Below are 26,049 nucleotides of genomic sequence, written 5' to 3' on the forward strand. Positions count from 1 at the left end.
AGGCAGGTAGCGAATGAGAATTGCGGTAATTGGTGGTGGCATTAACGGTTTAAGCAGCGCCTGGCAATTGGCGCTGGCCGGACACGAGGTTAGCTTGTTTGAGCGCGACAGCCTGATGCAGGCGACCAGCAGCGCATCATCTAAATTACTGCATGGCGGCCTGCGCTATCTGGAGCAGGGCGAATTTCGTCTGGTGCGTGAAGCGCTGCAAGAGCGCCGCTGGTGGCTGAAAAAAGCCCCGCAGTTAACGCGGCGCTTGCCAATCTTATATCCGTTTTATCAGGACTCACGCCGTGCCCGTTGGCAGTTGAAAATTGGCCTTTGGCTGTACGACGCCTTTGCCGGCAGAAAAGGTATTGGCCGCCATCGCTGGTTGACTGCAGAGCAAGCATTACGCTGCTCGCCGCAGTTAAAGGCTGAGGGTTTAACCGGAGCTTACCTGTTTTTTGATGGCCAGATGGACGACCAAAAGCTGGGTCTGTGGATGGCACAGCAATGCACTAAAGCCGGCGTTGCGTTGTTTGAGCATAATCCGGTGCTGCAGGTGGCTGCTGATGCGCGGCTATTGCTGCACAGCGGCTGGCAGCAATTTGATCGGCTAGTTAACGTTGCCGGGCCCTGGAGCCAGCAATTGCTTAAGCAGTCCGGTTTGGCGCAGCAGCCGCTGGATTTAGTGCGCGGCAGCCATCTGTTATTACCGCCAATCAGTCGCTACGGTCATATGCTGGAAGTGCCCGGCGAAGCGCGCATTGTGTTTGTATTGCCGTATCAGGGCAAAACGCTGCTTGGCACCACTGAGGTTCGTCAGCAACTGGATGAGCCGATTCAGTGCTCTGCGGCAGAGCGGGATTATCTGTTGGCGGTGTATAACCATTATTTTCAACCGGCTTGTGATAGCGCTGCGGTGTTAGCTGATTTTGCCGGAGTACGGCCTTTACTGGGCGGTACGGCCAATGCCAGCAAAGCCAGCCGCGAATATCAACTGAACTGGCAGGGCCGTTTGTTAACAGTGTCCGGCGGTAAATGGACCACGGCGCGGGCATTGGGGCAACAGGTTAGTCAGCAGGTAACACAGTCAGTAGGGAAAAGCTAAATCCGGCGGCAGCGCTTGATCGGGCCGGGTGTAATCACAAACACCAGCCGGAAAAATCGTCCGCAACTGCGCTGCATAGGGTTGCATATCCAGCGGTAAATAGTCGCCCCTGCCTATGGCATCATTTACGTCGATTAGAGCACAGTTAAACATCAGACCATGTTTGGGCGCTCCGGCCTGCAACCGGCTGTTACTCAGCGGTGGATAGGTCAATGCACAAGGCTCACCGGCTTGCCAGACAGCCGCACCGCCGGCAATAACACTGCCATCGGCGGCAAAACATTGATCTATTGCCTGCGCCGGCTTTCGCTGTTGGCTTAACCATAGATCCATCAACGCTATAGCTTGCGGCAGTGGCGTATAGTCGGGGTGACTAACCCAAATCAGCTGGTTATCAGCATGGCCATTGCGCTGTTGCAGGCGCTCGCGCGCAGCAAATGACGGCTCAAGGTGATGCATATCCAGCTGCGGATCCAAATAGTGGCGCAAATCCAAAATGGGTTTGTCTGTCATGCCAAGAAACAGCTGGCCGTAGCGGTAGGCGCGGCCGACTGCATCGCGGTTGGCGGCAAAGCGTGGCGCCGCTGAGTTGCCACGGCTGCTGACAATATTCTGCCGGCTAAAGGCAGTTTGCCACAGCGGCGCATCAATAAACGGTAGGTAACGAATGTGCTCAGGGCGCATCTGATGCTGCGGCTGCCAGCTGCCAATGGCACGATTTAACGCAATAAAGTCAGCGGGGCTTAATTGGCCGCTGGTTAAGGCCGTTAAACCATATTGCACGCCGCGGTTATCCCACAAACTATGGCCAAAGCCATCCGGGTCTTTGCCGTAGATGAGAGCCAGATTGCCCCAGTAACTCCAGTTTACCTGTGGCAGTAAGCTATCTGTGGTCAGCCGTTTCAGCTTGCCTTGCGTCGGGTTATGCACCAGCGATGATAAACCCAACCAGGCATTGTGGCATTGGGTAGCGCCATCTGGCAGTGTCGGCCAGATACCGCTGCTTAGTTGCGCCCAAGCCACCTGCATGGCAAATGTAAGACTATGTTGCCGCGATACACTTAAGCCTTCTGTCAGCTGACGCTGGGTAATATCCCGCCAGCGGGTTTTATCCGCGGCATTAAAGTAGTAGTAGTTGTGCAACAGATCGCAATCCAGCGCATATAAGGTTTGGCTGAGCATATCCGGGTAGCTGTACAACGCTATGCCGCCATCCAATAAATCGGGATGGTTTTGCAGCAGTAAATATTGCGCAATACCACCACCGGAGCCGCCAATACCAAGGGTATACGCCGGCGGCCCGTATAAACTGACAAATTGGCGTTTAACGCGGCTGGCCGTATCTTCAGCCAGTAAAAAATTATAGCCATAACTGGTTTTGTTAATGCTGGCGCTGATCACGGCAAAGCCACTGCGCAGCTCTGCGCTGCGATCTCGGATTAACCGCTCCGGGCGAAAATAGCCCTGACGATAACCAATACCGACACCACCGTAAAACTGATAAATCAGCTTGCCATTCCACTGTGACGCCGCCTCACGCCGGCCATATTCTGTGCCGCTTACCGGCATTAAAATGTAGTAAAAAAACCGGTTAATACTGCCAAGCTCCAGCCTTATCAGCTGTTGCTCAGCGCCAACACTACCACCTTCGTAAGGCGTGATATCGCCGTTGCTGTGCAACAGATAAAACTGCAGCTGCGCAGGGTGTTGGCAATCTTTGCTAAACCCCGTGGTGCTGCCCGGTTGCACTATTGCGATGCCGTAACCTTGCTGGTTGTCTGCCAGCGGCGCATCCAACCCCTGTCTGACAAAATCACAATACAGCGGGTAGCTCAGGCCGCCGCTGTATAACGGCAGTAGCGGGCCGGGTTCGCCAAGTGGTATCGGGTAGGGGTAAGGATCTTTTGGCCTGGCAGTAAAGCGGATATGCCGGCTAACCTGCAACAAAGGGCCAGGCTGCGCCGGCGCTATACCCTGTACCGGGTTGGGTTCACGCCAGCGTTGGCCCGGGCTGGCACTGCTGTGGTACAGCAGGTAGAGCAGCAGCAATATCAACAGCAGCCAGCCGGCTTTATAGCGTTTGCGTGAAGAAAACATCTGACTGCTCCGTTGCCGGCTGCGGTCAGTTAAGCTTAGCTAAAGAATGTGCCGGTTGCCGCGACATAGCAGCGCAACCGGCAGAGTTTTACAGGGTGATGGCAAGAATTTTCGAGCGGCGTTGATAGTTATACAGCTGTTTCTTCTGCGCCGGCAAATCATCTACCGTCAGCAGTTCAAAACCCTGCTCTAAAAACCAGTGAATGCTGCGCGTAGTTAAGGCGAACAGCTTGTCGTATTTGCGTTGCCGCGCTTGCTGGATCACGGCTTTGAGTAAGATGCTGCCACGGTCGGCATCACGGTAATCCGGATGCACCGCTAAGCAGGCAAATTCGCCGACATTTTCTTCCGGAAACGGATACAAGGCGGCACAACCAATGACCAGGCCATCGCGTTCAATTAAGGTAAACTGGTTAATTTCCATCTCCAGTTGCTCGCGTGAGCGGCGCACCAGCAGTCCTTGTTGCTCCAGCGGCCGGATCAAATCCAAAATACCGCCGATATCAGAAATGCTGGCAGCACGCAGTTTTTCCGCCGACTCGGTAACAATTTGTGTACCTATACCATCGCGAGAGAACAGCTCCTGCAGCAGGGCGCCATCTTCGTCATAGCTGACTAAGTGGCAACGTGGCACACCGGCGCGGCAGGCGGTAATGGCGGCATGTAAAAACGCCAGCGTGCCCGGGCAGGCATCAGGTTGCTGTTCCATCTGCAGCATAATTTTTTCTGCGGCATTGGGCATCAATTCGGCGGTTATCTCGCCATTTTCGCCAACAATACCGCCAATTTCACTAAAACCAATCATCTTGTCGGCTTTCAGTTTTACCGCTACCTGGGTGGCAATATCTTCGGCGGTTAAATTAAAGCTTTCACCGGTAACCGAGGCGGCTATCGGCCCCATTAATACTATGCCGTTGTTATCCAACTGGCGGCGGATACCGGCGGCGTCAATGCGGCGCACGCGGCCGCTGTGGTGATAATCTATGCCTTCGTCCACGCCAAGTGGCTGGGCAATCACAAAGTTACCGCTGACCACGTTAATTTGTGCGCCCTGCATCGGTGTGTTGCTTAAACTCATCGACAAGCGCGCGGTGATATCCAGCTGCAGTGCACCGGCTACCTGCTTAATCAGCTTGAACGAGTCATCATCGGTAACCCGTACACGGTTATGGTAAGTGGGTTCCAGCCCGGCTTGTTGCAGCGCGGCGTTAATTTGCGGCCGTGCGCCATACACCAATACCACTTTGATACCCAGGCTGTTTAGCAGAGCAATGTCATTAATAATGCTGCGAAAGCCGCTTTGCATAATGGCCTCACCACCGAGCATTACCACAAAGGTTTTGCCGCGGTGAGCGTTAACGTAAGGGGCAGACTGGCGAAAACCGGAAACAAGTTCAGTAGTGCGCACGGGCGTTGGGCTTCCTTCTGATAAGACAATAGCTATATAGGATATAAAGATGGCAGCTGTATGACAAAATGCCAACTATAGCTGCGGCAAAGGCGGCATTTTAGGTGATAAGTGGGTTTGTATCCACTTTTTTGGCATATTTATTCGTAATTGTTCAGCCAGGCAAGAGTTATGTTGCAGAACAGGTAAAGGCCGCAGATGCGGCCGGTTATGTTTGTACTAAACGCGGAAAATAGTCTTGGTTTTCGCGCTCTGCCCGGACGCTATGCGTCGTATGCTGCTTAAAAACAGCAGGCCGGGCAACATCAGCAACAATGCATGGGGTTCTGCAATAGCGGCGGTACCTTCTACCTGTATTGCAGCATTAATAATCTGACTGCTGAGAGTATTGCCCAAACCATCTGCCAAGCCGTTGATGTTAAGCGCCAAATCGGAAAGCCCCGGGGCCAGGGCTGTCAGGGTCAGGCTGGCGAGTACAAAGCTGTTAGACTGAAAAGTGTCCAAATCACCGGGTAGATCGAAAGACAGCCCGAAAATCCGCAACAGGCCGGGCGCCAGCAGCTCAGCGCCTTGCATGTTTAAACCCAGGCCGAAGACATCTAACTGGCCGGTTGGATCAATAATGACATCATCCGGTATGCCGTTAGCATCAGTATCTGTGCTGTCTAATCCCAGGCTTACGCCGTTAAATACAAATACCAGGTCAAAAGCGCTGAGCGACGGCGCACCGCCGGGGGCGAGCTGGTCAATGATAATATCTACAGTAAAGCTTTGTCCGGGCAGCACAGCGCTTTGTGAAGGTACGATACTGATAAGCGCCGCCTGGCTAAAAGCAGAGGCCAGCAACGCCAATACGGCCAGCAAGGATGTTACTCGGTTGATACTCATCTTTTTGTCCTTATCCATGTGATTTTGAATATAGGGGGATTGCCCCGATTCCCTGGTCTTGCTTATTCCTCAGCACACTGAGGCCGGCTACAGCGCAGTCTCAGCAGGCGCGCATCAAGTATGTTGATAACGCCATCCTGATTCAGATCCATAGCCGCATTGCCGGCATTAACAGGCTGATTTAACTGTTGCATCAGCAGTTGCAGGTCCTGGCGGTCTACATCTCCGTCACCATCGAAATCGCCTGTAAGCTGGCCGGTATAACCTTCAAACTGGCTGGCGGCATAAGGTTGAGTCGTGGCACCTACAGTGGAAACCAGATTGGCACCGGTGTTACCGAATACCAGCAGGTCCCGCACGAAATAAGGCCCCGCCACACCATTGCTGCCAATAGCCTGGCCGGGATAATTCAGGCTTAGCGACTGAGTACCTGACCCGAGAAAGCCCTGGCTGTTGCCCAATGACAGTACTCTGCCATTAACATCGACTAAACTGGCTGTCCAGCTATAGCTGCCGGCCAGCGCAACCTCAATACCGATATTCACCTGCAGGTTGTCGAACAGGTTGTTACCATTGGTGTCGACGCCCTGATCGCTGTTATTGCCGTTCAGCGTTAACAATCGGGTCTGGCCAGCACTTTCAAACTCCTCATGGCTGAAGGTCTGAGTGAGCTGGGGCACCGGCACTACGTCAGAGACATAATCATTGGCTTGTTGGACCAGCACCAGAGTTAACGCATAGGGGCCATCCATTTGCAGGCCGTGAATAGCAGCTCCGTCAAACAGGAAGCTCAGGTTCAGGTTGTTGTTGTCAAAAAGGATGCTTTGCTCTGCTACCAGAGTTTTATTGCCGCTGTTGTCCTTCAGCGTGGCGCGAATATGGAAGTTCCCTGTGGTTCGGGCCAGTACCGGAATATCCACCTGCAACTGCTCAAACTTGCCGTTGCCATTGCTGTCAATTCCTTGCGCCTGCAGGTTGCCGTCGAACTCAATCAGCCCTTCAAACTGCAGGTATTGGTAGGGCTGGCTGGTCAGGACCTTGCTGGCTAGCGTGCGGTCGTTCAGATCGGTGACATTGATGACAATCTCAAAAGGCCCGTCCGTTTGGGCGCGGTAGATGGCAACCCCGGAGAAATCCAGGCTAAGGCTTTGTTTGCCCTGTGCCAGGATTACCGGCTGCAGGATATTTTGCACACCGTTGCCGGCGCCGAGCAGCGTGGCTTTGGCCTGATACTCGCCTGCTGTCACAACATTCAGCTCAACCTGAACGCGCAGCAGATCAAATAAGCCGTCAGCGTCGGTATCAATACCCTGATCGGTACCAGACAGTATAGACAACGGCCGTTCGCCAAACAGGCTATGATCCAGTGCCGGTGACACTACAGATACCTCAAAGTGGCCACCACCTGGTCCTACGGCCAGCAGATTGAGTTCATAAGGGCCATCAACACCGGATTCGAGGATCTGTTGGCCGGAGAAACGCAGGCTGATTTCGTGTGAACCCGCTGCCGGCACATCAAAAAACAAACTTACCGGTCTTGAGTCCTCATCGCTGGCACGGTTGGCTATTGGTAAGCCGTTTTTAGTCAGTGATGCACGGATAAAGTAAAAACCAGCGCCGGGGAAATCCAGTAACAGCCTGGCCTGTAATTGCTCAAACACGCCATTGCCATCCTGATCCAGCGGTTCAAATATGGCTTCAGCTTGCACAGATACAGTTTTCTGCTGCGGATTGTTTGCCAGCGGCACACCAGGAGCAAAAGGCACCGGTGCCAGATATTCATAAGCGCCCCAGGTTTGTTCATACTTGTTTGGTATGGCCGGAGCATAAGGATAAATTTTCGCACCTTCCACAGTGGTTTCATGCCATCCCCTACCATCGACAGCTGAGCCGTTGATATTCCAGGCAATAAATTCATTATCCTGGCTGTATCGGCCATTAAAGGTAGCATCATAGTAAGTACCGGACCTTAAGCGCAGGCTGTGGCTGCTGAACCAATATCTGTCGTAACTACCACCTATCGGCCTGGCACTGCCGGGAAAAGCCGGATCGAGTGACGGCGCTACCTTGGTAATAAAATAGCCATCGGCAGCATTACCAATTTTTGTGACCGGGCCCAGACCGCTTACACCAAGCAAACCGGACATATTTTCAAACACATCGCTGAATACATAGCAATCAGAATAGTTGCAACTAAGGGGATCAGCCATCAGCTCTGTCCACAAACATTTTACCACTGGCCCAAATGCGCCGGCATGAGCACCGTAGCCATATTCCCAATGGCTATTGCCATAGCCGTATAGTCCTTGCAATACTTTGCTCAGGATCTGCTGGTCATCAGATTCACCGCTGGCCCAGGTGGTAGCCTGTTCGTACCAATATGACAGCGGTTTAGGCAGGGTAGGTGCGCTTTTGGTGACATACAAAGTACGGGTGACGGTAGGTAATGCCTCGCCGTTTACCTGGTAGTCAAAGGTCACGTTATAGGCGCCTATTTGTGCCGGCACATCCAGAGACACCGTACCGGCAGACCCGGTCCAGGATGTGCTACCTTGCTTAGACGCGCCCTGGATGGCCCATTGCGCCTGCACTTCAGCATCGTTGAGTAAATCGCCGGGGCAGGAACTTAGCCGGGTATCCACATCCACCAGTGCGGCATCAATAGCAGCAGAAAACGGCTTATCTGCAGGAGATGACGTATCGTCGGTGAGGTTACAATTAGCATCGAGGCTTTGTGTGAAAATATCAGTAACTTGAGTTGTATTATCTTTCCAAACCGGGTTGCCGTTGTCCGGCGTCAGTTCCAGCGCAATAACGGGTTTAATTTCCAGCATAACTGCTACCCAATCAATAGCCGTGCACCAGCGGCCACTGGATAAAGTATCGATATTGATTTGCACCTGATTAGCCCTGGGTGTATTGCTGCCGGGCACCGGGAACTTGATCTTACGGACATCAACAGTAAAGTTATTCAGCATCCAGATATTGTTGTCGCCGGTTAGGGTGCCTAAAGATTCGCCGTTAAAGATGACTTCATTGCGCTCCGGCGGCGGTGTGCCATTAACGTCAACATCATAAGCCGGCATCAAAATGCCTACGGTAGAGGGAATAATACCTTGAGCAATCAGGGCATCGGCATTGAGCAGATAGCCGTTTGCGTCCACCGGCCCCACCGCTTTGTCAATCAGTACATTGATTAACAGTGGATGGGCTGGATCGGTATTAAAGGTGCAACCGGTGTCTAACCCGTGCCCGGAATCTGCCACAAAACTATGTTCGGTGGGCGGATCAAACGGGGAAGAACGGGACAGTATGCTAAACTGACTCCCTGCTTTTACCTGCCTGTCGCCGTCTTGGGCAGGTTGATCAGCTGCAAAGCTGACAGCTGATGTTAATAGAACGGCCACTAAACCCAGTGTTTGATATAGCATCGTCAGATTCCGCTAGTATGGTTTGCTTAATACTGCAGGCAAACAGTTGCTGATGAAAATGGCCGGATGAAAGTACTGCATAGAGCCCCCGGCTGGTGATCCAAGAGTGCGAATCAAGCAATAATCACACCATTTGAATTAACATTAATAAAAACATTGAATTGAAATTGTTAACCAAAAGGGTGGGGGAGATACCTGTAAAGCATACTGACAATTTAAGGCCGCAATTGCGGCCTGTTTTGCTTTAGACAATTACCAACTACATAACTGCGTCCAGCTGCTGTCACTGCCTGGCAAGCTTTGCGTCCACCAATTGGCCTGATATAACGCGCTTTGGTAAATCAGCTTATCGCTGGCAGCCGCATGGCTGGGCTGACCTTGCCAGTCCAATTGTGGCCAGTTTGGGTAAGTGTTTATCTGCGTTAAATCATAACCAGGACAATTGCCGGGCGGATTGTTGCCATCACCACCATCGTCAGGCGCCGGACGCAGGTCGAGGTTGTAAAAATGGCTGTTATCCCGCACATAGGCGCGGTTGGCTGCCAGATCGCTGCTAAATACCACATTATCGCCGTTTAGCAGCCCAAGTTGCAGCAGGTTGCTGTATTGGCTGTTTACCTGTGCCGCCAGTTCCGTGGCCCACAGTGCATTGCCGATATTGGCGTCGGTAATTTGCCAGCTTTCGTCTATCAGCTCCTGGCCATCGGCATTAAATAGCCGTAGCTGAGCATAGCCGCCGACTTCAGCAGGGGTTTGCAAGTTAACGTAAGCACCTTTATCAAACCACAGCGGTGGCGGGGTATCGCCGCTGCCGTTTACCAGTTCAATATCCGAGCAGTTATAAAAGCCTTCGCCAACCACATCAACCCGTTGCCAGCGCGTATACAACACAGCCGGCCCGCTGCGATCAGTGGGCAGCGGCACCTGCAGGGTGTAGTAACCGGCATCAGCCGGCACATCACTTTGCTGGTGAATAAGCTCCAACTGGTTCCAGCTAAGTGGCTCTGCGGCGGCATCGAAGCCGGGTTTGCTTAGGTAAATTTGCCAGAAGCTGGGGTTATGTGGCGTAGTGGCGCGAAAGCGCAGGGTTAACTCGCTGCTTTGCGCCAGATCGATAGTGGTGCGCTGCCAGTCGGCTGACGGAATATCGATACCGCTTTTGTTACTGTCGCCGGCGGCGCATAGGCTGCCATCGCTGACCACGCTTTGTACCGCGGCCATATTGCGGTAATCGCCGACATTGGCGGAAAACTCATGGTGCTGGGTCAGCATATAACCGCCGGATTGCTGGTAAGCAGCACGGCAGGCGGCATTGGGTATGCCGCTGCCATCGGCCGGCCACCAATAGCCGCCGTCGTCTTTACAAATTTGTTGTCGGGCTTTTGGATAATCAACATAGCCATGGCTGCTGACCTGCAGGCTGACAAATAGCAGGCTGGTTGTCAGTAATACAGGCATTACATATTTTGCTTTCATCATTGGATCTCCTCTACAGCCAGAGAACCCTCCGGCTGCAGCTTAGTTGACATTGGTGACGAGCCTGACAAGCGTTACCCGCTCACCGCATTACTCCAAACCCGACCCTCGCAAGGAAAAGCGGTAAGTTTGCGGCTTACCGCCTTGCACTCTGTAGCACGTTATAAATTACAGATAAAACTCCAACTGCCATCACTACCGGGCACCGAGTTAGTCCACCAATTGGCTTTATACACGCCGCCCTGGTACGACAAATGGTCACCGCCAGTGGCATGGCTGGGGTTGCCGGCCCAGTCGGTTTGCGGCCACTGTGGATAAGGGTAGATAGTGGCGGTAATACCACCGCAGCTGTCGCCGCCATCACCTCCGTCGCCACCGTCACCGCCATCACCGGTACCAATGTCCACCACAGGCAACTGCGGGTACTCTTCGGCAAAGGCATAGTCGCTGCCATTAGCGGTTAACACCCAGTTCGATGGCATTGGCATCGGCAGCTGATAATTCAGCGTCACGGTGACGCTGTCACCACTGGCGACAGTTAAGTAAGCCGGCAGGGTAAAGGCGACACGGTGGAAGTTATTCTCCAGGCCACCAATATTATTACCACTGGCGTTGCGGCCGCTGTCAATTACCGTTAAGCCAAAACCGCTTTGATCGCTGATGCTATCCGGTATCGCTGTCGGCACATCGAAGCTGATGTTGCTGCCGCCCGGAATAGTGCTGTTGCTGTGATTGGTTAGCGTAATTTTGGGGTTGATCGGGAAATTCTGATCGCCCAGTTTAAAGTCGCTGATACTCAGGCGGATATCGGCCGCCTGGGTTGGCATAGTGCGTTCAGCTTTAACCGCGCCATAAGGGCTGGCGCTATTAAAGCTGTTATAAAACTGCGTGGTTAGCGTATTGCCGATAAAGTACTCGCCTTTGGCGGCGTCCCAGCCATAATCGCCTGCCAGCTCCCAGAACATCACACCACCAATACCGTTATCAATCACGTACTGCGCTTTGGCGGCGATGCTTTGCTCGGTTTCTACCGATAAAAACACCTGCTTTTGCGCATTCCACAACCAGGGCGCCACTGCAGTAGCATCGTAGTGGCGGCTGTAACTGCCGCTTAGTTGATGCTCAGGGTTAGTTGGGTCCAGATCATACAGGCTGAAGTAGCTGGCACTGATACCTTCGGCCAGGTTCATCGTATGCCACAATGGGTTAGAACCGGCCGGCATTTCGCTGCCCTGAGTGTTTTTATCGTGCCACAGGTTATCAATGCCGACAGCGCCATTGCCGCATTTACTTACCGTGCTGCCACCGGTGCCCGGTGGGCACTGGCTCTGGTTTGGTAACGCCGCCGTGCCCCATAAGCCAAAGCTACCGCCTTGCACATCTTTCCAGCCGCGGCTGTAATACGGAATACCAATGTTAATCCGCCCGGCCGGCATAGTGCCGCGAAAATAACGGTAAGCCCAATCGGTGTTCAGGTAGCCAATTTGCTGGTACTGACTGGTGTTGTAGTAGTTCCAGGCTGCCAGCTCTGCGTCTTCACCGGTGTCGAACAGCGCGGCATTGTGGCCGACAAACTGGTTCCAGGCTCCGTGCAGGTCATAGCTCATAATGTTAACGTAATCCAGATACTGGGTTACCTGAAATGCCTCCATACCACGCAGTAAGTAACCGGAAGATGGCGAGGCGATCGTCAGCAAATAGTGCTTACCGTCAGCCGCCCCGGCGGCATCCAGTTTCTGCCGCAGCACCTTCATCAGCTCAACATAAGAGCGCATCAAGCCGCCGCGCAAACCATTTGCCAGCGCAAAGTCGTCCGGGTTGCCGGCGTCATTCATGCTGGTAGGGTATTCGTAGTCAATATCGACGCCGTCAAAACCATACTGGCGGATAAAGGCTACGGCCGAGTCGGCAAAGGTATTAATACCCTGTTGGTTAATGCTTAAATCGCTGTTGGTAGTCATAGTATAAAAACCACCACTGGCAACGCGGTTGCCGTCGGCGTCAAAATAACCGCCGCTTTCTGCCCAGCCACCAACCGAGATCAGCGTTTTTACATGCGGGTGCTGCTGTTTGTATTTTTGCAGCAGGTTAAAGTGGCCTTTGTATGACAAGGCAGGGTCGAGCTCAGCCCCTGCAATACCGGGCCATTCCATGCCGGTGGAGGCATTGTCGGGGTCGGTTGCATCGCCGATGGAGATCTGGTTGCTGCCATTAACATGAGCAAAGGCGTAGTTGATATGGGTGATTTTATCCCACGGAATATCGGAGGCTAAATAGGCCGGCTGGCCATTCTTGCCATGACGCCAGCTGGTAAAGTAGCCAATAATGCGCCGTGGGTGATCGGGGCTGATAATTTCACGGCCGTCGGCATCATACACACTGCAGTAAGGCACATTGACGCCGGGCGTTTGATACAGGCCATCCGGCCGGCAGCTGTTATCACCCGGTACGCCCGGATCGGGCTCAGGTTCTGGTTCAGGCTCCGGGTCTGGCTCGGGTTCAGGGTCCGGTTCGGGCTCCGGATCTGGTTCCGGCTCAGCACCATCACAGCTGCCGAGTAAGCTCCACTCCTGATACGGTGCAGAGTGGCTGAGCGGGTCATTGCCCTGCGTCCACCAGTTAGCCTGAAACGCCTGTTGTTGCTGTTGTACCTGAGCGCCGCCGCCATAGGCGGCATCGCTTTGCCAGTTTGGCAGCGCCGTGCAATCAACGGCGCGGGCAGAAAATGCCGCTGTGCTGGCCAACGCCAGCAGCGACAAAGTTGTAGTGAGTTTCATATCAAAGTTCCTGCAAAATGCCTGCTATAGCCGTCGTGCTTGAAGCTGCAGCTTTGTTGACTTCGCTTGCTCGCCCCAATCACATAGTGTGTCTATGCTCATGGGGGCTCGCTCGCTTGTCGCCTCACTGCAACGCCAATCACTTAGGCTATAGAGCCCGAGCTAACTAAGTAGCATAGGGCCTGCGGCAATAGTTGTTATTGCTGCGTATGGCCTAAGCCTTCATGCATCGCGTTTAAAATATGGCCATTATCGGCATCGATTTCCCAGGCGAAGATACCGCCCAGCTGGTGCTGCAGAACATAGGCGCCTTTTTCGCGTACCGAACGCTTGGTATCGAAACTTACCAGCGTATTGGTAGCCGGGTTCCAGACATAACTGGCCTTGGCAGTGTCATCCCAGCCTACGGTAAAGCCGTTGACACCTGTCGCTTCCGGCCCGCCCATAAAGTCGGTTTCAATTTTCTTGTAGTCCATAATGCCGCGTTCCCAGCCGCCGCTAATGCCATCGCCACCAGTGCCGGTAAATGGATTACCACCTGTTGTGCCCGACACATTCTGCCAGCCGCGACCATACATCGCCGCACCCAGCGCTATTTTGCCTGCCGGTACACCCCGGTTCAGCAGATACTGCACGGCTTCATCGGCACTAAAACCAACAATAGGTGAATTTGGCGACGGATACAGACCGGTTTGGTGGCCCAGTACGCCATTCCAGGCGCCGTAGTAGTCGTAGGTCATCAGGTTGATGTAATCCATATAGGGTGCGGCATCTTCCCAGTCCACTACGCTGAGTTTCTCCACGCCGCCCGACATCGCCGCCGCCAGCTCGTATTCGCGACCGGTTTCCACTTCAAGTGCATCCAGCGCAGCACGCAGTTCCTGCATTAAGGTGGCAAAACCGGCGCCGTCCTGTGGGCTACCCAGCTCCGGTGTAGCACCGCCGCCGCCCGGGAATTCCCAGTCGATATCAATGCCGTCAAAGAAGTCGTAAGTGCGGATAAAATCGATAATGGAATCAATAAATACCGCCCGTGCTGCCGGATTTACGCCAACCTGATACAGTGGGTCGGATAAGGTCCAGCCGCCAACGGAAGGCAAAATTTTTACATGCGGATGCGCTTGCTTCAGCCGGTACAGCTCAGCAAAAATACCGCGGATTGGCTGATCCCATACATCACCCGGATAGCCTTTTTCCAGTGCGGCGAATTTATCATGCACCACCACAGAATAATCCGGCTTGCCGGCGCATTGGCTGTTCAGCGCGGCATAACCTTCCGGATTAGCGGCTTGCAGTGACGGGTTGTCGCCGCACAGCGGGATAAAACCATAGTAAATATGCGTCAGGTTTTGCGCCGGAATATCGGCAGCATGGAAGGCGCGGCCATAAATGCCCCATTCAACAAAATAAGCACCGACTTTTTTACCGCTGGTGTTGTTGTAAGCCACATTATTTTGCTTAAGCGGATGAGGCCAGGCGGTCATATCCAGATCGGTCCAGGGGTCGAAGCTGCCATCGCCGCCGTCGCCACCATCACCACCATCTCCGCCGCCGGAGCCGGCCGTTACTGCTACGGTTTTTACATCACTGTCGGTACACAGCAGGGCATCGCTGCTTTGCTGACACAGGCTAACGACAAAGTTGTAGCTGCCGGTGCTGTTAAAGCTCACACTGGTGCTGCCACTTTGCGCGGCGGGGCTGGCGCTGCTGAGGCTGGCGCTGTGTACTACCACACCATTTTGTTTTAACTGCCACAGGTTGCCGTTAGTGCCCCACCACATATTCCACGCCAGGTTCAGGCTGGCAGTACCGCCGTTCAGCGCTACGCTGTTTTCGCTCCAGGCAAAAGCCGGTTTGGCCGGTGCGGCCGGGTTATCGGGTGCAACCGGGTCCGGCTCTACCGGATCGGGTTCAACAGGATCCGGATCTGTTGGGTCTGGCTCAACCGGGTCGGGGTTGGTGCCGCCGGTACCGCTGATGTTTACTGTGGTAACGCCACTTTGCGCACATTCTTCCGTGCTGCCGCTAACCTGACATAAGCTGACTTGCAGCTGATAACTGCCTGGCTGGTTGAACGTCAGGCTGGTGCTGCCGGTTTGCGCATTCTGGCCATTTGGTGTCAGCGCACCTTCAAAGACAACGCTGTCATTTTGATGCAAATACCACTTGTTGCCGTTGGTGCCCCACCACATATCCCAACTGACAGGTACCTGTACGCTGCCGTTCTGCAGTTGATAATCTGTCGGCATCCAGCTAAGTACCGGGGCATTGGGTGTGGCCGCCTGAACACTGGCTGCCAGCAGTAGTAGCGATACGCCACCACAGCTTTTAACTGCTTGTTTAAACATAACTTCCTCCAATGGTGTTGCTTATTTTGTTATCTTTTTTATTGAGGATGCGCTGCAAGTTACTGCAGTACGGCAACGCATTGCTCGGCACATTTTATTTATTGTCCGCCTGACGCTACTGCTCCGTGTGGTTTAGAAAATGAGCGGTATTGACTATGGCAAAAATGACAGCGTTGTCAAAAATAACAACGGATTTTTTGCTGATAATTTTTTGAGTTAAGCTTAAATGACTGAAGTAAGACGAAATTTTTTTACAGCATAGTGCCCGGTTATTTTACATATTATCGGGCCAAAATGGCGTTTATCGGGAAGAATGTTAAAGTTACGCGAAGTGCTGTAGCCGGCACTCCGCGTAAAACGGCAGCTTAGTCGAGAATAATATGCGGCAGAAAGCGCGAGCTGTCTTTGGTGATCAGGCTGTTATCTTCGCGGATGCAGATGCCGGCGGCGCTGTCGCCAACTACCCAGCTACCAATCAGCGTATAGTTATTGCCAAATTTTGGCAGCGCTGCCAGTTGCTGACGAATAAAGCCGCTGTCGGTGTAAGGGCCGTCTTGCTGCAGTGCCTGGCCATCAGCGGTAACTAGCTGAATATTAGCGCCTTCACGTGATAACAGCGGTTTGCGTACCCAGCCGTTTTGCAGCGTACTGCCATCATCAAAAAACGCCGGCAGCAGGTTAGGGTGGCCCTGATGCTTTTGCCATAACAGAGGCAGTATGCCTTTGTTTGACAGCAAGCATTTCCATAGCGGTTCAATAAACCGGGTTTGGCTGGTTAAAATGGTATTGTTAAAGTCTTCCTGCAACATAAATTCCCACGGGTACAGCTTAAATAAGCCGTGAATGGGAAAGCCGTCTAAATCCACCAGTTGGCCGTCGATATCACCCAGTTGCTCCAGTTGAATATAACGGCAGTTAAGCCCGGCCTGCAGCGCGATATCCATCAGGTAATCTACCGTGCCTTTATCTTCAATGCTCTCTGTTACGCTGGCGAAATAGAAAGGCTGAGGCAGGCTAAGCTCGCTAAAGGCTTGCTGCAGCTTGTCTTGCAACGAGTTAAACTGATCGGCACCTTGCGGCAACTCGCCACGCATCAGCTGATCTTCCAGCCAAACCCACTGGAAAAAGCCGGTTTCATACAATGAAGTTGGCGTGTCGTAGTTCAGCTCCAGCAGTTTGGCCGGGCCGCTGCCGTTATAGCTAAAATCCATCCGGCCGTATAAGTGCGGGTCTTTTGCGCGCCAACTGGCCAGCACGGCATCCCAAAACTGCGGCGGTATGGCCAGTTGCTGCAGCTTTTGCTCATCGCTAACGATGTCCTCAACCAGATCCAGCGCCATCTGATGCAGCTGTTCGGTAGGGTCTTCCAGATCTTGCTCGATCTGCTGCATGCTGAACTGATAATAAGCGCTTTCGTCCCAGTAGGGTTCGCCGTCAAAGGTATGAAAACTAAAGCCAACACTTTCGGCAAAGGCTTTCCAGCCCGGTCTGGGGTTACTGTTAACGCGTTTCATCAGGCTTTAACCACCATAGCTGCCAACATTACGCTTAGCCGCCTGAGCGCCAAAGCCGCCACGGCGTGCCATGGTGGCCGGTTTGGGTTGCACGGCAGAAGGACGGATGCTGGTGGCGCCGGGCTGTGACGCAACCGGCGTATTAGTGGCAGTGCGAAAAGTGCCACGGTCATCACGTGATTTATACAGCGGTTGGTTGGCGACCGGGCTGCGCGTGGCATTAGCCGTTTGCTGCTGCGGTGCACCAGCCATACCGCCACGGTTTAACATTTGCCCGGCCATAAAACCCATCATCATTGGCATAAAAAAACCGCTGCTTTGCTGGCTTTGTGGCTGAGTTTGCTCAGTGCCGTTTACTGCAGCGGTATTATTTGCCGCCAGCGCCGGGGCTGTTTCACACTGGCCGTTACCAAAGTCAGTTTCACATTCCTGTTTGCTGGCATAGCGCGGCGCAACCTGCGGGTGCAATGCTTTAGCCTCGGCAAAAGCCGCTTTACATTCGGCCGGTGGATTGTAAAAGGCGGCGCATTCGTCCGGGGTATTAAATACCTGTACTTCAACCGGTTTCTCACCACAACCCGCCAGTACTATGCCGGCGGCCGGCACCATCATAATCAACCGGGCAGTTTTGCTGCGCTTAAAAGTTTTGCTCATGCAGTACTCCTTAATAACTCATACAGGCGGCGTTTAACATACCGACAGTAACAGAGCAGGCGGCAGAGAAAATGCCGGCAGCCAGCTCGCCTTGCGTAATACGTTGTGGCAGCTGTTTTAGCGCGACGCTGCTCAGTACAAAAGTCAGCACCTGCACCACTAAGGCTACACCGCCCCAGATAGCGCAATCGAGCAATGACATCGAATGCGTTATGGCGCTGGCCAGCGGCCAGGCAAAACCGATTAACGCACCGCCAAAAGCAATGGCTGCAGCGGGGTTATTGGCGCGAATAAGACCAAACTCGTCATGTGGTGTTACCCAGGTATACAGGCGGATAAACAACAGCAATAACACGATGGCCAGCGCAAAATAGGCAGCAAAGGCGGGTAAGCCGGCAAGTGAAGTTAAAGCGGTATCTAACATGGTAAGTCCTGTAGTTAAAACGTCTGGCGCTGATCCTGCGCAAAAACACTACGTAGTTCAAGTTAAATCGGCCGTTGGCGCATGGTTATTTATCGCAGCCGGGCCTGCGCTTAACCGCTAATGGCTGGACAGCGCTGATCCGCGCTCTACACTGGCGCTGTATTTATCAGAACAACAGTATTAAATAATAACAACAGTGTTTAACCTAACCAGGAACCCAAAATGAAAAAAATCACCACCGTTGCGCTAAGCATAGCGTTGGCGTTAGGTGTTGTTGGCTGCTCTAACAGCACAACACCCTCCGGCAATAGCGCTGCAGAGCAAATTACCGTTGTACAAAACCCGGCGGCTTTAAGCTCGGGCATTACACTGGCCAACATGGATACCAATGTGGCGCCACAGCAGGATTTCTTCCGTTATGTGAACGGTAATTGGTTGGAAAACACTGAAATTCCGGCGGATAAAGCACGTTGGGGCAGCTTTGATGAACTGCGTGAAAACGCCGAAAAGCAGGTGCTGGCAATAGTGCAACAACTGGCTGCTGAGCAGCATGCTAAAGGCTCTGACGGGCAGAAAATTGCTGATTTATATCAATCGTTTCTGGATCAACAGCTGGCTGAAACGCTGGGGCTGAACCCACTGCGCGGCGAGCTGGCAGCAATTGAAAACGTAAGTAACCATAAAGAACTAACCGCCTTGTGGGGCAACTGGCAGCGTTATCGCGTCGGCACCCCGGTAGCGGTTTATGTTGGCCAGGATCAAAAGCAATCCGATCAGTACATTACCGGCGCGTCGCAAAGCGGCTTAGGCTTGCCGGACCGGGATTACTATTTAAAAGATGATGCGCGTTCAATTGAGCTGCTGCAAAAGTATCAGGCCTTTATTGCGCAGTTATGGACCCTGGCCGGGTTTGATAACGCTGAGCAAGTGGCGGCCGATATCGTCGCTCTGGAAAAGCAGCTTGCCGCTGCGCAGTGGAGCCGGGTACAAAACCGTGACCGCAATGCGACTTACAATAAGCTGACAGTAGCTGAGCTTAGCAAATTGGCGCCGGGCTTTGACTGGCAGGCGTTTTTAACTGCTGCCGGCCTTGGCAGCATTAACGAGTTGGTAGTACGTCAACCGACCTACTTTACTGAGTTTGCCAAACTGCAGGCAAACACACCGGTAGCGCAGTGGCAGCAGTATCTGAAGTTTCACTTGCTGCGTAGCAATGCTAATAACCTGAACCAGGCTTTTGTTGACGCCAGCTTCGATTTTTACGGCAAAACACTAAACGGCCTGCAGGAACAGCGCAGTCGGGAGAAACGCGCCGTTAGCCTGGTGGACAACAACCTCGGCTTTATGGTGGGTAAAAAGTATGTTGAACAATACTTTAAACCCGAAGCCAAAGCGCGGATGGACCAGATGATTGAGAATCTGCGCGGTGCTTTTCGCCAGTCTATAGACGAGCTGGAATGGATGAGCCCGGTAACGAAAAAACAGGCACAAATTAAACTGGCCAAATTTAATACCAAAATCGGTTATCCGGATAAATGGCGTGACTATAGCTGTGTAGAAATTAATGCCGCTGATTTAATTGGTAATTTGCGCCGCAGTGCCGAATGCGAATACCAGCGCACTATTGACCGCTTAGGTAAACCGGTCGATCGCACTGAGTGGGGTATGACGCCGCAAACGGTTAATGCCTATTACAGCTCTACCATGAACGAAATTGTGTTTCCGGCCGCTATTCTGCAACCGCCGTTTTTTAATGTCGACGCCGATGATGCGGTAAATTACGGCGCTATTGGCGGCGTTATCGGCCACGAGTTTACCCACGGTTTTGACGATCAGGGCCGCCGCTCTGACGGTGACGGCAACCTGCGTGACTGGTGGACCGAGCAAGATGCGGCGCAGTTTCAGGCCCGGGCCCAGTTAATGGTTGATCAGTACAGCAGCTTTAACCCGATAGACGATTTACATCTGCAGGGCGCACTGGGCTTAGGCGAAAATATCGCTGACCTGGGTGGCTTAACGGTGTCGTACAGGGCTTATCAGAATTCGCTGCAAGGCAAGCCTGGTGCGGTTATTGATGGCTTTAGTGCTGAACAGCGTTTCTTTAAAGGCTGGGCCCAGGTATGGCGGATTAAATTCCGCGACGAAGCACTGCGCCAGCAAGTCATTACCGGGCCACATTCGCCGGGTATGTACCGCGTGCTGGGTACCTTGTCGAATATGCCGCAGTTTTACCAGGCGTACGAGGTGAAACCAGGTGACGGCATGTACCGTGACGACAAAGTGCGGGTAAAAATCTGGTAAAGCTGACAGTAAAAAGCCGCGTTTATCGCGGCTTTTTTATTGCAAAGTGCAGTTAGAACCTTACGTTTACACCCACCCAGAAGTTACGTGCCTTATCTTTGTTGTTGTAGTGATCAACAAAACTGGCGGAGTAACCGTTTTCACCGTTGGCGTCGTACACACAGCTCGCGGCTGTTTCGCTACATTCGGTAAAGGCGATGTTGTAGGTAGTAAAATCACGGTCTAACAGGTTATTGATACGCGCATTAAAGGTAACCGACTCGCTGGCCTGATAAGATGCACCTAAATGGAGCACATTATAAGCTTTGTAATGTAGGGCTTTATCGTGCTCGACATCCCACGAGCGGAAACGCTTGGTGCGGTACTCTGAGGTTAAAAATACATTCAGCTCATCAGTCGCATCCCAGCTAAGCGTCAGGTTAGCCATATGTTTGGCGCTGTTACCCAGCGGTTGGCCTTTGTTTGCACCGCTTTTTTGCTCACTGTCGGTATAGGTGTAGTTAGCGCGCATTGCCAGGCTATCAGTGGCTTGCCAGCGTCCGGCGAGCTCAGCCCCCTGAATGGTGACTTTATCAATATTGACGGTTTTGCTGCTGGTGGCATAGCCAAGATCGGCATATTCGCCGGTTGGCACACATTCAATGTTGGTGCCGGTGCCACAAGGCTGCGAAGCAATTTTGTCGTCAAAATCGTTCTTAAAGATGGTGGCATTGAAGTTATGGCCGTTCTGGTGTTGCCAGTAAGCGGCGATCTCGCTTGATACGCTGGTTTCTGCTTTTAAATCCGGGTTACCAAAAAACGGTGAGGTGCCCTGACCGCCAAAACCAATTACGCCATTGTACAGCTGGGTAGTTTTTGGTGTTTTGTAGCCGGTGCTGACACCACCTTTAATGGTCCAGCTTTCGCTTAGGGTATATACACCATACAAACGCGGACTAAGCTGACTACCGAATACTTCATGATCATCACGGCGCAAGCCGGCGGTAACAGAGAAATCTTGCGTAGCATCCCAGGTGTCTTCAGCAAATACCGACCACATATTGTGTTCTTGCACAGCACCAGGGGTACCGCTTTCCATGCCAAAGACGCCGTCTTCCAGCTCGCCGCGGATCACCTGAGCACCTACCACAGCAATATGTTGGCCGGCCAGCTCAAACGGCATATCCAGTTTAGCATCCAGCGTATACTGGTTGCTGGCCATAACCCGTTTCGCCCGTGGTAAGAAGGTGGCTTCAGCTAAGTCCTTACGCTCTTCTTCACTGATACCGGCATAAACACCGGTGCCATCAAACATCGCCAGCAACAGTTCACGTTCTGCCGTAGTAAAGGGCAGGGTACGGCCGTGGTTTTGCGTATCGACATAAGACAACGACACAAAGCTGTTACCAAAATCCCATTTACCCTCATGAGTTATTGACCAGGTATCGCGGCTGAATTCCTGGGTTGGGCTGTAACCGATGCGCGGGTTAGCACGGCGCGCCCACTCACCGCCGGCGTCGATACAGGCTTGCTGATTTCGGCCCACAGCACCCTTACAAAAATCACCGGCAGCCCACACGCTGTCGATATTATCTACGGTACCCACCGGATATTCTCTGGAGCCGTCGTCGTTAATTACCGGAGTGTTGTCGTACTGCTGCGTAGAGCTTTCAATATCAAACCAAATGCTTTGGTTGCTGGCCGGGGTCCAGCTTAAACGGCCGCCGAACACTTCGTTATCGTTGTCGACGGTTTTACCGCCGCTACCGAAACCCAGAGAACGGTTACGTACTTCGCCGTTAGGGTATTCAATAGGCGCATACTGTGGTGTTGATGCCATGCGATTGTAAAAACTGCCACGCAGTGACATACCCAGCACACCAGGGATTAGCGGGCCCATTACGTTAAAGTCAGTAGTGATATCTTCGCCAAAGGCGTCATCGGTTTGCACTGTGCGGCTGTGGCTGACAGAACCCATCCACTTATCGGTAACTTTTTTGGTAATAATATTAATAACGCCGCCCAAAGCATCCGCGCCGTATAAAGTAGACGCCGGGCCGCGGATCACTTCAATGCGGTCTACCGCGTCCAGCGGTGGTATATGACCAAACTGGTTACCGCCAAAGTTATTCGGGTAAATATCGCCATGGTTATTCTGCCGCTTACCGTCCACCAGTATTAAGGTATAGTCTGAACCCATGCCGCGCATACTGATGCTGCCCTGGCCGGTTTTATCCCTGGTTTCACCAATATCCACACCTTCCAAATCGCGTACCGCATCTAATAAAGTGGTGTAAGGCCGTTTCGCCAACTCTTCCTGTGTAATAACCGAAATACTGGCCGGGGCGTCCACCAGTTTTTGCTCGAAGCCCGAAGCGGTAACCACGATAACTTCCATATTGTAATCCGGCGCAGCGGCAGCAAGGTTAGCGTTGGCTGAAGGTAACGCAAAAACGGCGGCCATGGCGCAAGCCAGAGTGGTGGGGCGAAACAACATTTTTAACTCCTTTAACAGTGTTATTCAGGCAGGGATGCCGGGCTGGAACGAAAAGATTTGTAAATAGTGTGGCGAATGATAATTATTATCATTGGTAAGATCAATCAATATAATCGGCTTTATTCAACGCCGTCAGAGATAGAATGGCTACGCAAACTTTAAATTATCAATTAATTAACTTTTACGCGTGTTACAGTAACTGGCTGTAACCCTTACAGAAACATGACCTGAATACGATTGATTCGTATTTTTTACTGTGTTCTAATTGCGCGCATTAAAGTTTACTTGTTAATAAACGGAGTTTTTATGCACGTTAAATTATCGCGCCTGGCTCTTGCCGTTTCGCTGGCATCGGTATCAATAAACGCCTTTGCACAGCAGCAAGCGTCGGCTGAGCGCAGTGTAGAGCGCAAAAGTATTATGCCGACGCTGGAAGTGATCCGCGTAGTGGGTGAAGCGGCACCGGTACTGCTGGAGCAAACCGGTAGTGTTGTGGTGATAGATCGCCAGCAAATAGAAGCTATTCAGCCACTCTCTACTGAGGACATTTTGCGCCGCGTTGCCGGGATTAATGTCACAAGCGAAGAAGAAACCTCTATTGTGTCGAATTTTGGCATGCGCGGTTTATCAGCCAGCGAATCAAAATCACTGGTACTGGAAGATGGCGTGCCGGTAGCACCGGGCCTGTTTATCGGTAACGATCGTTATTTTAATCCACGGGTACAGCGTGTTGAGCAGGTAGAAGTGCTAAAAGGCTCTGCTTCTTTACGCTACGGGCCCTCTACTATTGGCGGCGTGGTGAATTACCAAACTAAAACGCCGGACGATGGTGTTGAATTAACCGGTCGGGTGGGTTCCTTTAACCTGCGTGAAGTTGGGCTGGAAGCGGGTGGCAAAAGTACCTCAGGTGACGCCTTTGCCGGGGTAGTGGCAACCCATGCTAAAAGCGACGGTTTTATGGACAAAGGCTATGAAATGACCGACGTCATGGCCAAAGCCGGTGTGGTATTTAGTGACAGCCATAAACTGGGTATTAAAGCTTCTCACCATGAAAATAATGCCAACATCTCTTACCGTGGCTTATTGCTGGCAGACTATCAGGCCGGTGCTGATTACAACCCGGCGCCGGACGATTACTATCTGACCGACCGTACAGCAATTGATCTGAACCATGAGTGGACCTTGTCGAGTCAGGCTACGCTGAAAACGCTGTTTTACTGGAGCGAAATGACGCGCGATTATTGGCGTTATAACGTCGATACCGAGGCCTCCAATACTGCCGGCCGTTGGGTATATACTGATGCTCTCACCGGCAATAACCGCTCGTTTGATCGTGTTGGCGTAGAAAGCCGCTTAACAGTAGAGCACAACTTATTCGGTACTGGCGCCAGCAGCGAGTTTGGCTTGCGCTTTATGCAGGAAGAAGCCAACGATACCCGCATTCGGGCTCAGCGCAGCGCCGACCGCACCGGGGTAAATGACCGCCATATTATTGATTCTGCCGACAGTGTGGCTGGATATGCGCAAAGCCGTATCGAGCTGAATGAGCGTTTTGCCGTAACACCTGGCTTGCGGGTTGAATCGTATCAGCAAGAACGTGTCGTTTTAAGTAGTAATAACGACACTGCAAAAACCAGCAATACTGAGTGGTTGCCGGGTGTTGGTGCTACATACAATCTGAGTGCATCAACTCAGTTGTACGGTGGCGTGTATCGCGCCTTTTCACCGGCATCTAATGGTGTGGCGTTAGACGGTTTGACCGATCAGCAATTAGACGGTGAGCGTTCTACCAACTATGAAATCGGTATTCGCGGTAAGGCTGGCACTGTATCTTATGAAGTGGCCGCTTTCGCGATGGATTTCAGTAATCAGGTGGTGACTGGTAACAGTGATCCAAACCTGTCGCAATCTAACGCCGGCAAAACCGAACACCGCGGTATGGAATTTATGTTGGGCTATGAGTTAGGTGCCGGTTTCAGCCTGGATACCAATGCTACCTGGGTGCCCACCTCAGAGTTTAAAACCGGTGACAACCAGGGTAACCGTCTGCCCTATGCACCAAAAATTATTGCTAACGTGGCACTGAATTATCAGTTAGAGCAATTAAGTGCTGCGTTAAGTGCACATCACCGTGGTGAGCAGTACGGCGACGCTGCTAACCGTGAAGATATTCCGGCTAATGCCGCCGGCGGCATCTGGGGTGGGTTAATTCCATCTTACACGGTGTTGGATTTAACTGCGCAGTACAAGCTGGCAGCTAATGTCAGCATGTTTGGTGCCGTGAAAAACCTTACCGATAAACGCTATATCGCCGGTTTACGTCAGGGCATTTATGTGGGGCCGGAGCGTTCGTTCGAGCTGGGTGTACGTTACAGCTTCTAAGCCGGTGTGGTAGAGCAATACACAAAGCCCCTGCATTGCAGGGGCTTTTTTTCATCGGGTTTAAGCCGGCTTAACGCTGCGGCGGGCCGTAAATTTGCTCGGCGGTATTAAACAGGATCCAGCTGGTTAAAATGTACTTGTCATTCGATACCGGAATACAACCGCGGTGGGTGTGGGTAAAGTAAGCCGGTGCTATTACCATACTGCCGGCTTTGGGTGTAATACTTCTGTTCTGGTAATAAAACTCTGTTTGGCCGCCCTCGGCTACGTCATTCAAATAGAACATAAACAATAAAGTACGGTGTAACGGCTCGGTACTGCCTTGCTGCGGGTATACTTCGCTGTGCCAGTAACCGTAATTACCTAAACCGGCCTGATACTTTTGCGCCTGAATGTTCCCCAAACGAAACAAAGCGCGGATAAAATCCATGGTTTTCGGCTCGCCCAGCTCAGCAAAGTTGTCGTGCGTAATAGCAATAGGTTGGCCGGTTTGCGGATGGGCGATGGTTAAGCCCAATGGGCCAATCAACGCGAAATGGTACTTTTTAAAGTACTCGCAGGCATAGCGCGTGGTTGCCTCCCAAATAACCTTTAAAAACGGCTGGTACTCCGGGTGCTGATACAAATACAAGTCAGTACTGATTTTTTTGCTGGTATCTACGCCAGAACCTGTGCGGCCGGCGGTGGTATGCGGGCTGGCATCAAAGGCATCAATCAGCTGTTGGCAAAACTCGCTGCTTAACGCATTATCGTACACCTCAATAAAATCAGTCATCAGGT

Annotated in this window: 15 protein-coding genes; 3 read left to right on the plus strand and 12 right to left on the minus strand. The window is 52.4% G+C overall.

What is annotated here, in order from left to right; translation table 11 throughout:
- The first annotated feature begins 13 nt into the window (after positions 1–13).
- Positions 14–1,093: an FAD-dependent oxidoreductase gene (locus tag ACTZWV_RS00920; RefSeq protein WP_444784726.1), complete on the plus strand. Its 1,080-nt coding sequence runs from the start codon at positions 14–16 to the stop codon at positions 1,091–1,093.
- Here ACTZWV_RS00920 and ACTZWV_RS00925 read toward each other — a convergent pair.
- From ACTZWV_RS00925 to ACTZWV_RS00970, 10 genes are all read right to left on the minus strand, one after another.
- A complete protein-coding gene (locus ACTZWV_RS00925; RefSeq protein ID WP_444784727.1) occupies positions 1,076–3,190 on the minus strand; it encodes a DUF6351 family protein in 2,115 nt (704 codons plus the stop codon). The genes ACTZWV_RS00920 and ACTZWV_RS00925 overlap by 18 nt on opposite strands.
- Positions 3,191–3,278: 88 nt before the next feature.
- Positions 3,279–4,598 (minus strand): amino-acid N-acetyltransferase, encoded by a 1,320-nt coding sequence (gene argA, locus ACTZWV_RS00930; RefSeq protein ID WP_444784728.1) that lies wholly within the window; start codon positions 4,596–4,598, stop codon positions 3,279–3,281.
- A gap of 219 nt (positions 4,599–4,817) precedes the next feature.
- A complete protein-coding gene (locus tag ACTZWV_RS00935; protein WP_444784729.1) occupies positions 4,818–5,486 on the minus strand; it encodes a hypothetical protein in 669 nt (222 codons plus the stop codon).
- 62 nt (positions 5,487–5,548) lie between these two features.
- The gene (locus ACTZWV_RS00940) at positions 5,549–8,752 is read right to left on the minus strand and encodes a dockerin type I domain-containing protein (protein ID WP_444784730.1); all 3,204 of its coding nucleotides are present in this window, start codon (positions 8,750–8,752) and stop codon (positions 5,549–5,551) included.
- A gap of 417 nt (positions 8,753–9,169) precedes the next feature.
- Positions 9,170–10,396: a lytic polysaccharide monooxygenase gene (locus ACTZWV_RS00945; RefSeq protein WP_444784731.1), complete on the minus strand. Its 1,227-nt coding sequence runs from the start codon at positions 10,394–10,396 to the stop codon at positions 9,170–9,172.
- A 158-nt stretch (positions 10,397–10,554) separates the two neighbouring features.
- On the minus strand, positions 10,555–13,170 hold the full coding sequence (locus ACTZWV_RS00950; protein ID WP_444784732.1) for a glycosyl hydrolase family 18 protein: 2,616 nt from the start codon (positions 13,168–13,170) through the stop codon (positions 10,555–10,557).
- A gap of 197 nt (positions 13,171–13,367) precedes the next feature.
- Positions 13,368–15,518: a glycosyl hydrolase family 18 protein gene (locus tag ACTZWV_RS00955; RefSeq protein ID WP_444784733.1), complete on the minus strand. Its 2,151-nt coding sequence runs from the start codon at positions 15,516–15,518 to the stop codon at positions 13,368–13,370.
- Positions 15,519–15,883: 365 nt separating this feature from the next.
- A complete protein-coding gene (locus ACTZWV_RS00960; protein ID WP_444784734.1) occupies positions 15,884–17,032 on the minus strand; it encodes a glutathionylspermidine synthase family protein in 1,149 nt (382 codons plus the stop codon).
- Positions 17,033–17,038: 6 nt separating this feature from the next.
- Positions 17,039–17,686: a DUF1190 domain-containing protein gene (locus ACTZWV_RS00965; RefSeq protein ID WP_444784735.1), complete on the minus strand. Its 648-nt coding sequence runs from the start codon at positions 17,684–17,686 to the stop codon at positions 17,039–17,041.
- A gap of 10 nt (positions 17,687–17,696) precedes the next feature.
- The gene (locus tag ACTZWV_RS00970; RefSeq protein ID WP_444784736.1) at positions 17,697–18,110 is read right to left on the minus strand and encodes a DUF350 domain-containing protein; all 414 of its coding nucleotides are present in this window, start codon (positions 18,108–18,110) and stop codon (positions 17,697–17,699) included.
- Between the two features lie 222 nt (positions 18,111–18,332).
- Here ACTZWV_RS00970 and ACTZWV_RS00975 point away from each other — a divergent pair, with 222 nt between their 5' ends.
- Positions 18,333–20,411 (plus strand): M13 family metallopeptidase, encoded by a 2,079-nt coding sequence (locus ACTZWV_RS00975; protein ID WP_444784737.1) that lies wholly within the window; start codon positions 18,333–18,335, stop codon positions 20,409–20,411.
- 52 nt (positions 20,412–20,463) lie between these two features.
- Here the strand turns inward: ACTZWV_RS00975 and ACTZWV_RS00980 are convergent, their stop codons facing one another.
- Entirely contained in the window at positions 20,464–22,887 is a 2,424-nt protein-coding gene (locus ACTZWV_RS00980; RefSeq protein WP_444784738.1) for a TonB-dependent receptor domain-containing protein, read from the minus strand.
- A gap of 306 nt (positions 22,888–23,193) precedes the next feature.
- On the opposite strand from ACTZWV_RS00980, the gene ACTZWV_RS00985 reads away from it, so the two are divergent.
- Positions 23,194–25,269 carry a TonB-dependent receptor family protein gene (locus ACTZWV_RS00985; RefSeq protein WP_444784739.1) on the plus strand — a complete coding sequence of 692 codons (2,076 nt, stop codon included), beginning with the start codon at positions 23,194–23,196 and terminating at the stop codon, positions 25,267–25,269.
- A gap of 70 nt (positions 25,270–25,339) precedes the next feature.
- Here ACTZWV_RS00985 and ACTZWV_RS00990 read toward each other — a convergent pair whose 3' ends face one another.
- Entirely contained in the window at positions 25,340–26,044 is a 705-nt protein-coding gene (locus ACTZWV_RS00990) for a 2OG-Fe(II) oxygenase (RefSeq protein ID WP_444784740.1), read from the minus strand.
- Positions 26,045–26,049 lie beyond the last annotated feature (5 nt).

It is taken from the genome of Rheinheimera sp. NSM (assembly GCF_052380015.1).
In the GTDB taxonomy this organism is placed as follows: domain Bacteria; phylum Pseudomonadota; class Gammaproteobacteria; order Enterobacterales; family Alteromonadaceae; genus Alishewanella.

What these genes read in the sequence shown, in the direction of transcription:
- ACTZWV_RS00920 (WP_444784726.1), top strand. Translation starts at nt 14, where the DNA reads ATGAGAATTGCGGTAATTGGTGGTGGCATTAACGGTTTAAGCAGCGCC.
- ACTZWV_RS00925 (WP_444784727.1), bottom strand. Translation starts at nt 3,190, where the DNA reads ATGTTTTCTTCACGCAAACGCTATAAAGCCGGCTGGCTGCTGTTGATA.
- ACTZWV_RS00935 (WP_444784729.1), bottom strand. Translation starts at nt 5,486, where the DNA reads ATGAGTATCAACCGAGTAACATCCTTGCTGGCCGTATTGGCGTTGCTG.
- ACTZWV_RS00945 (WP_444784731.1), bottom strand. Translation starts at nt 10,396, where the DNA reads ATGATGAAAGCAAAATATGTAATGCCTGTATTACTGACAACCAGCCTG.
- ACTZWV_RS00950 (WP_444784732.1), bottom strand. Translation starts at nt 13,170, where the DNA reads ATGAAACTCACTACAACTTTGTCGCTGCTGGCGTTGGCCAGCACAGCG.
- ACTZWV_RS00955 (WP_444784733.1), bottom strand. Translation starts at nt 15,518, where the DNA reads ATGTTTAAACAAGCAGTTAAAAGCTGTGGTGGCGTATCGCTACTACTG.
- ACTZWV_RS00960 (WP_444784734.1), bottom strand. Translation starts at nt 17,032, where the DNA reads ATGAAACGCGTTAACAGTAACCCCAGACCGGGCTGGAAAGCCTTTGCC.
- ACTZWV_RS00965 (WP_444784735.1), bottom strand. Translation starts at nt 17,686, where the DNA reads ATGAGCAAAACTTTTAAGCGCAGCAAAACTGCCCGGTTGATTATGATG.
- ACTZWV_RS00970 (WP_444784736.1), bottom strand. Translation starts at nt 18,110, where the DNA reads ATGTTAGATACCGCTTTAACTTCACTTGCCGGCTTACCCGCCTTTGCT.
- ACTZWV_RS00975 (WP_444784737.1), top strand. Translation starts at nt 18,333, where the DNA reads ATGAAAAAAATCACCACCGTTGCGCTAAGCATAGCGTTGGCGTTAGGT.
- ACTZWV_RS00980 (WP_444784738.1), bottom strand. Translation starts at nt 22,887, where the DNA reads ATGTTGTTTCGCCCCACCACTCTGGCTTGCGCCATGGCCGCCGTTTTT.
- ACTZWV_RS00985 (WP_444784739.1), top strand. Translation starts at nt 23,194, where the DNA reads ATGCACGTTAAATTATCGCGCCTGGCTCTTGCCGTTTCGCTGGCATCG.
- ACTZWV_RS00990 (WP_444784740.1), bottom strand. Translation starts at nt 26,044, where the DNA reads ATGACTGATTTTATTGAGGTGTACGATAATGCGTTAAGCAGCGAGTTT.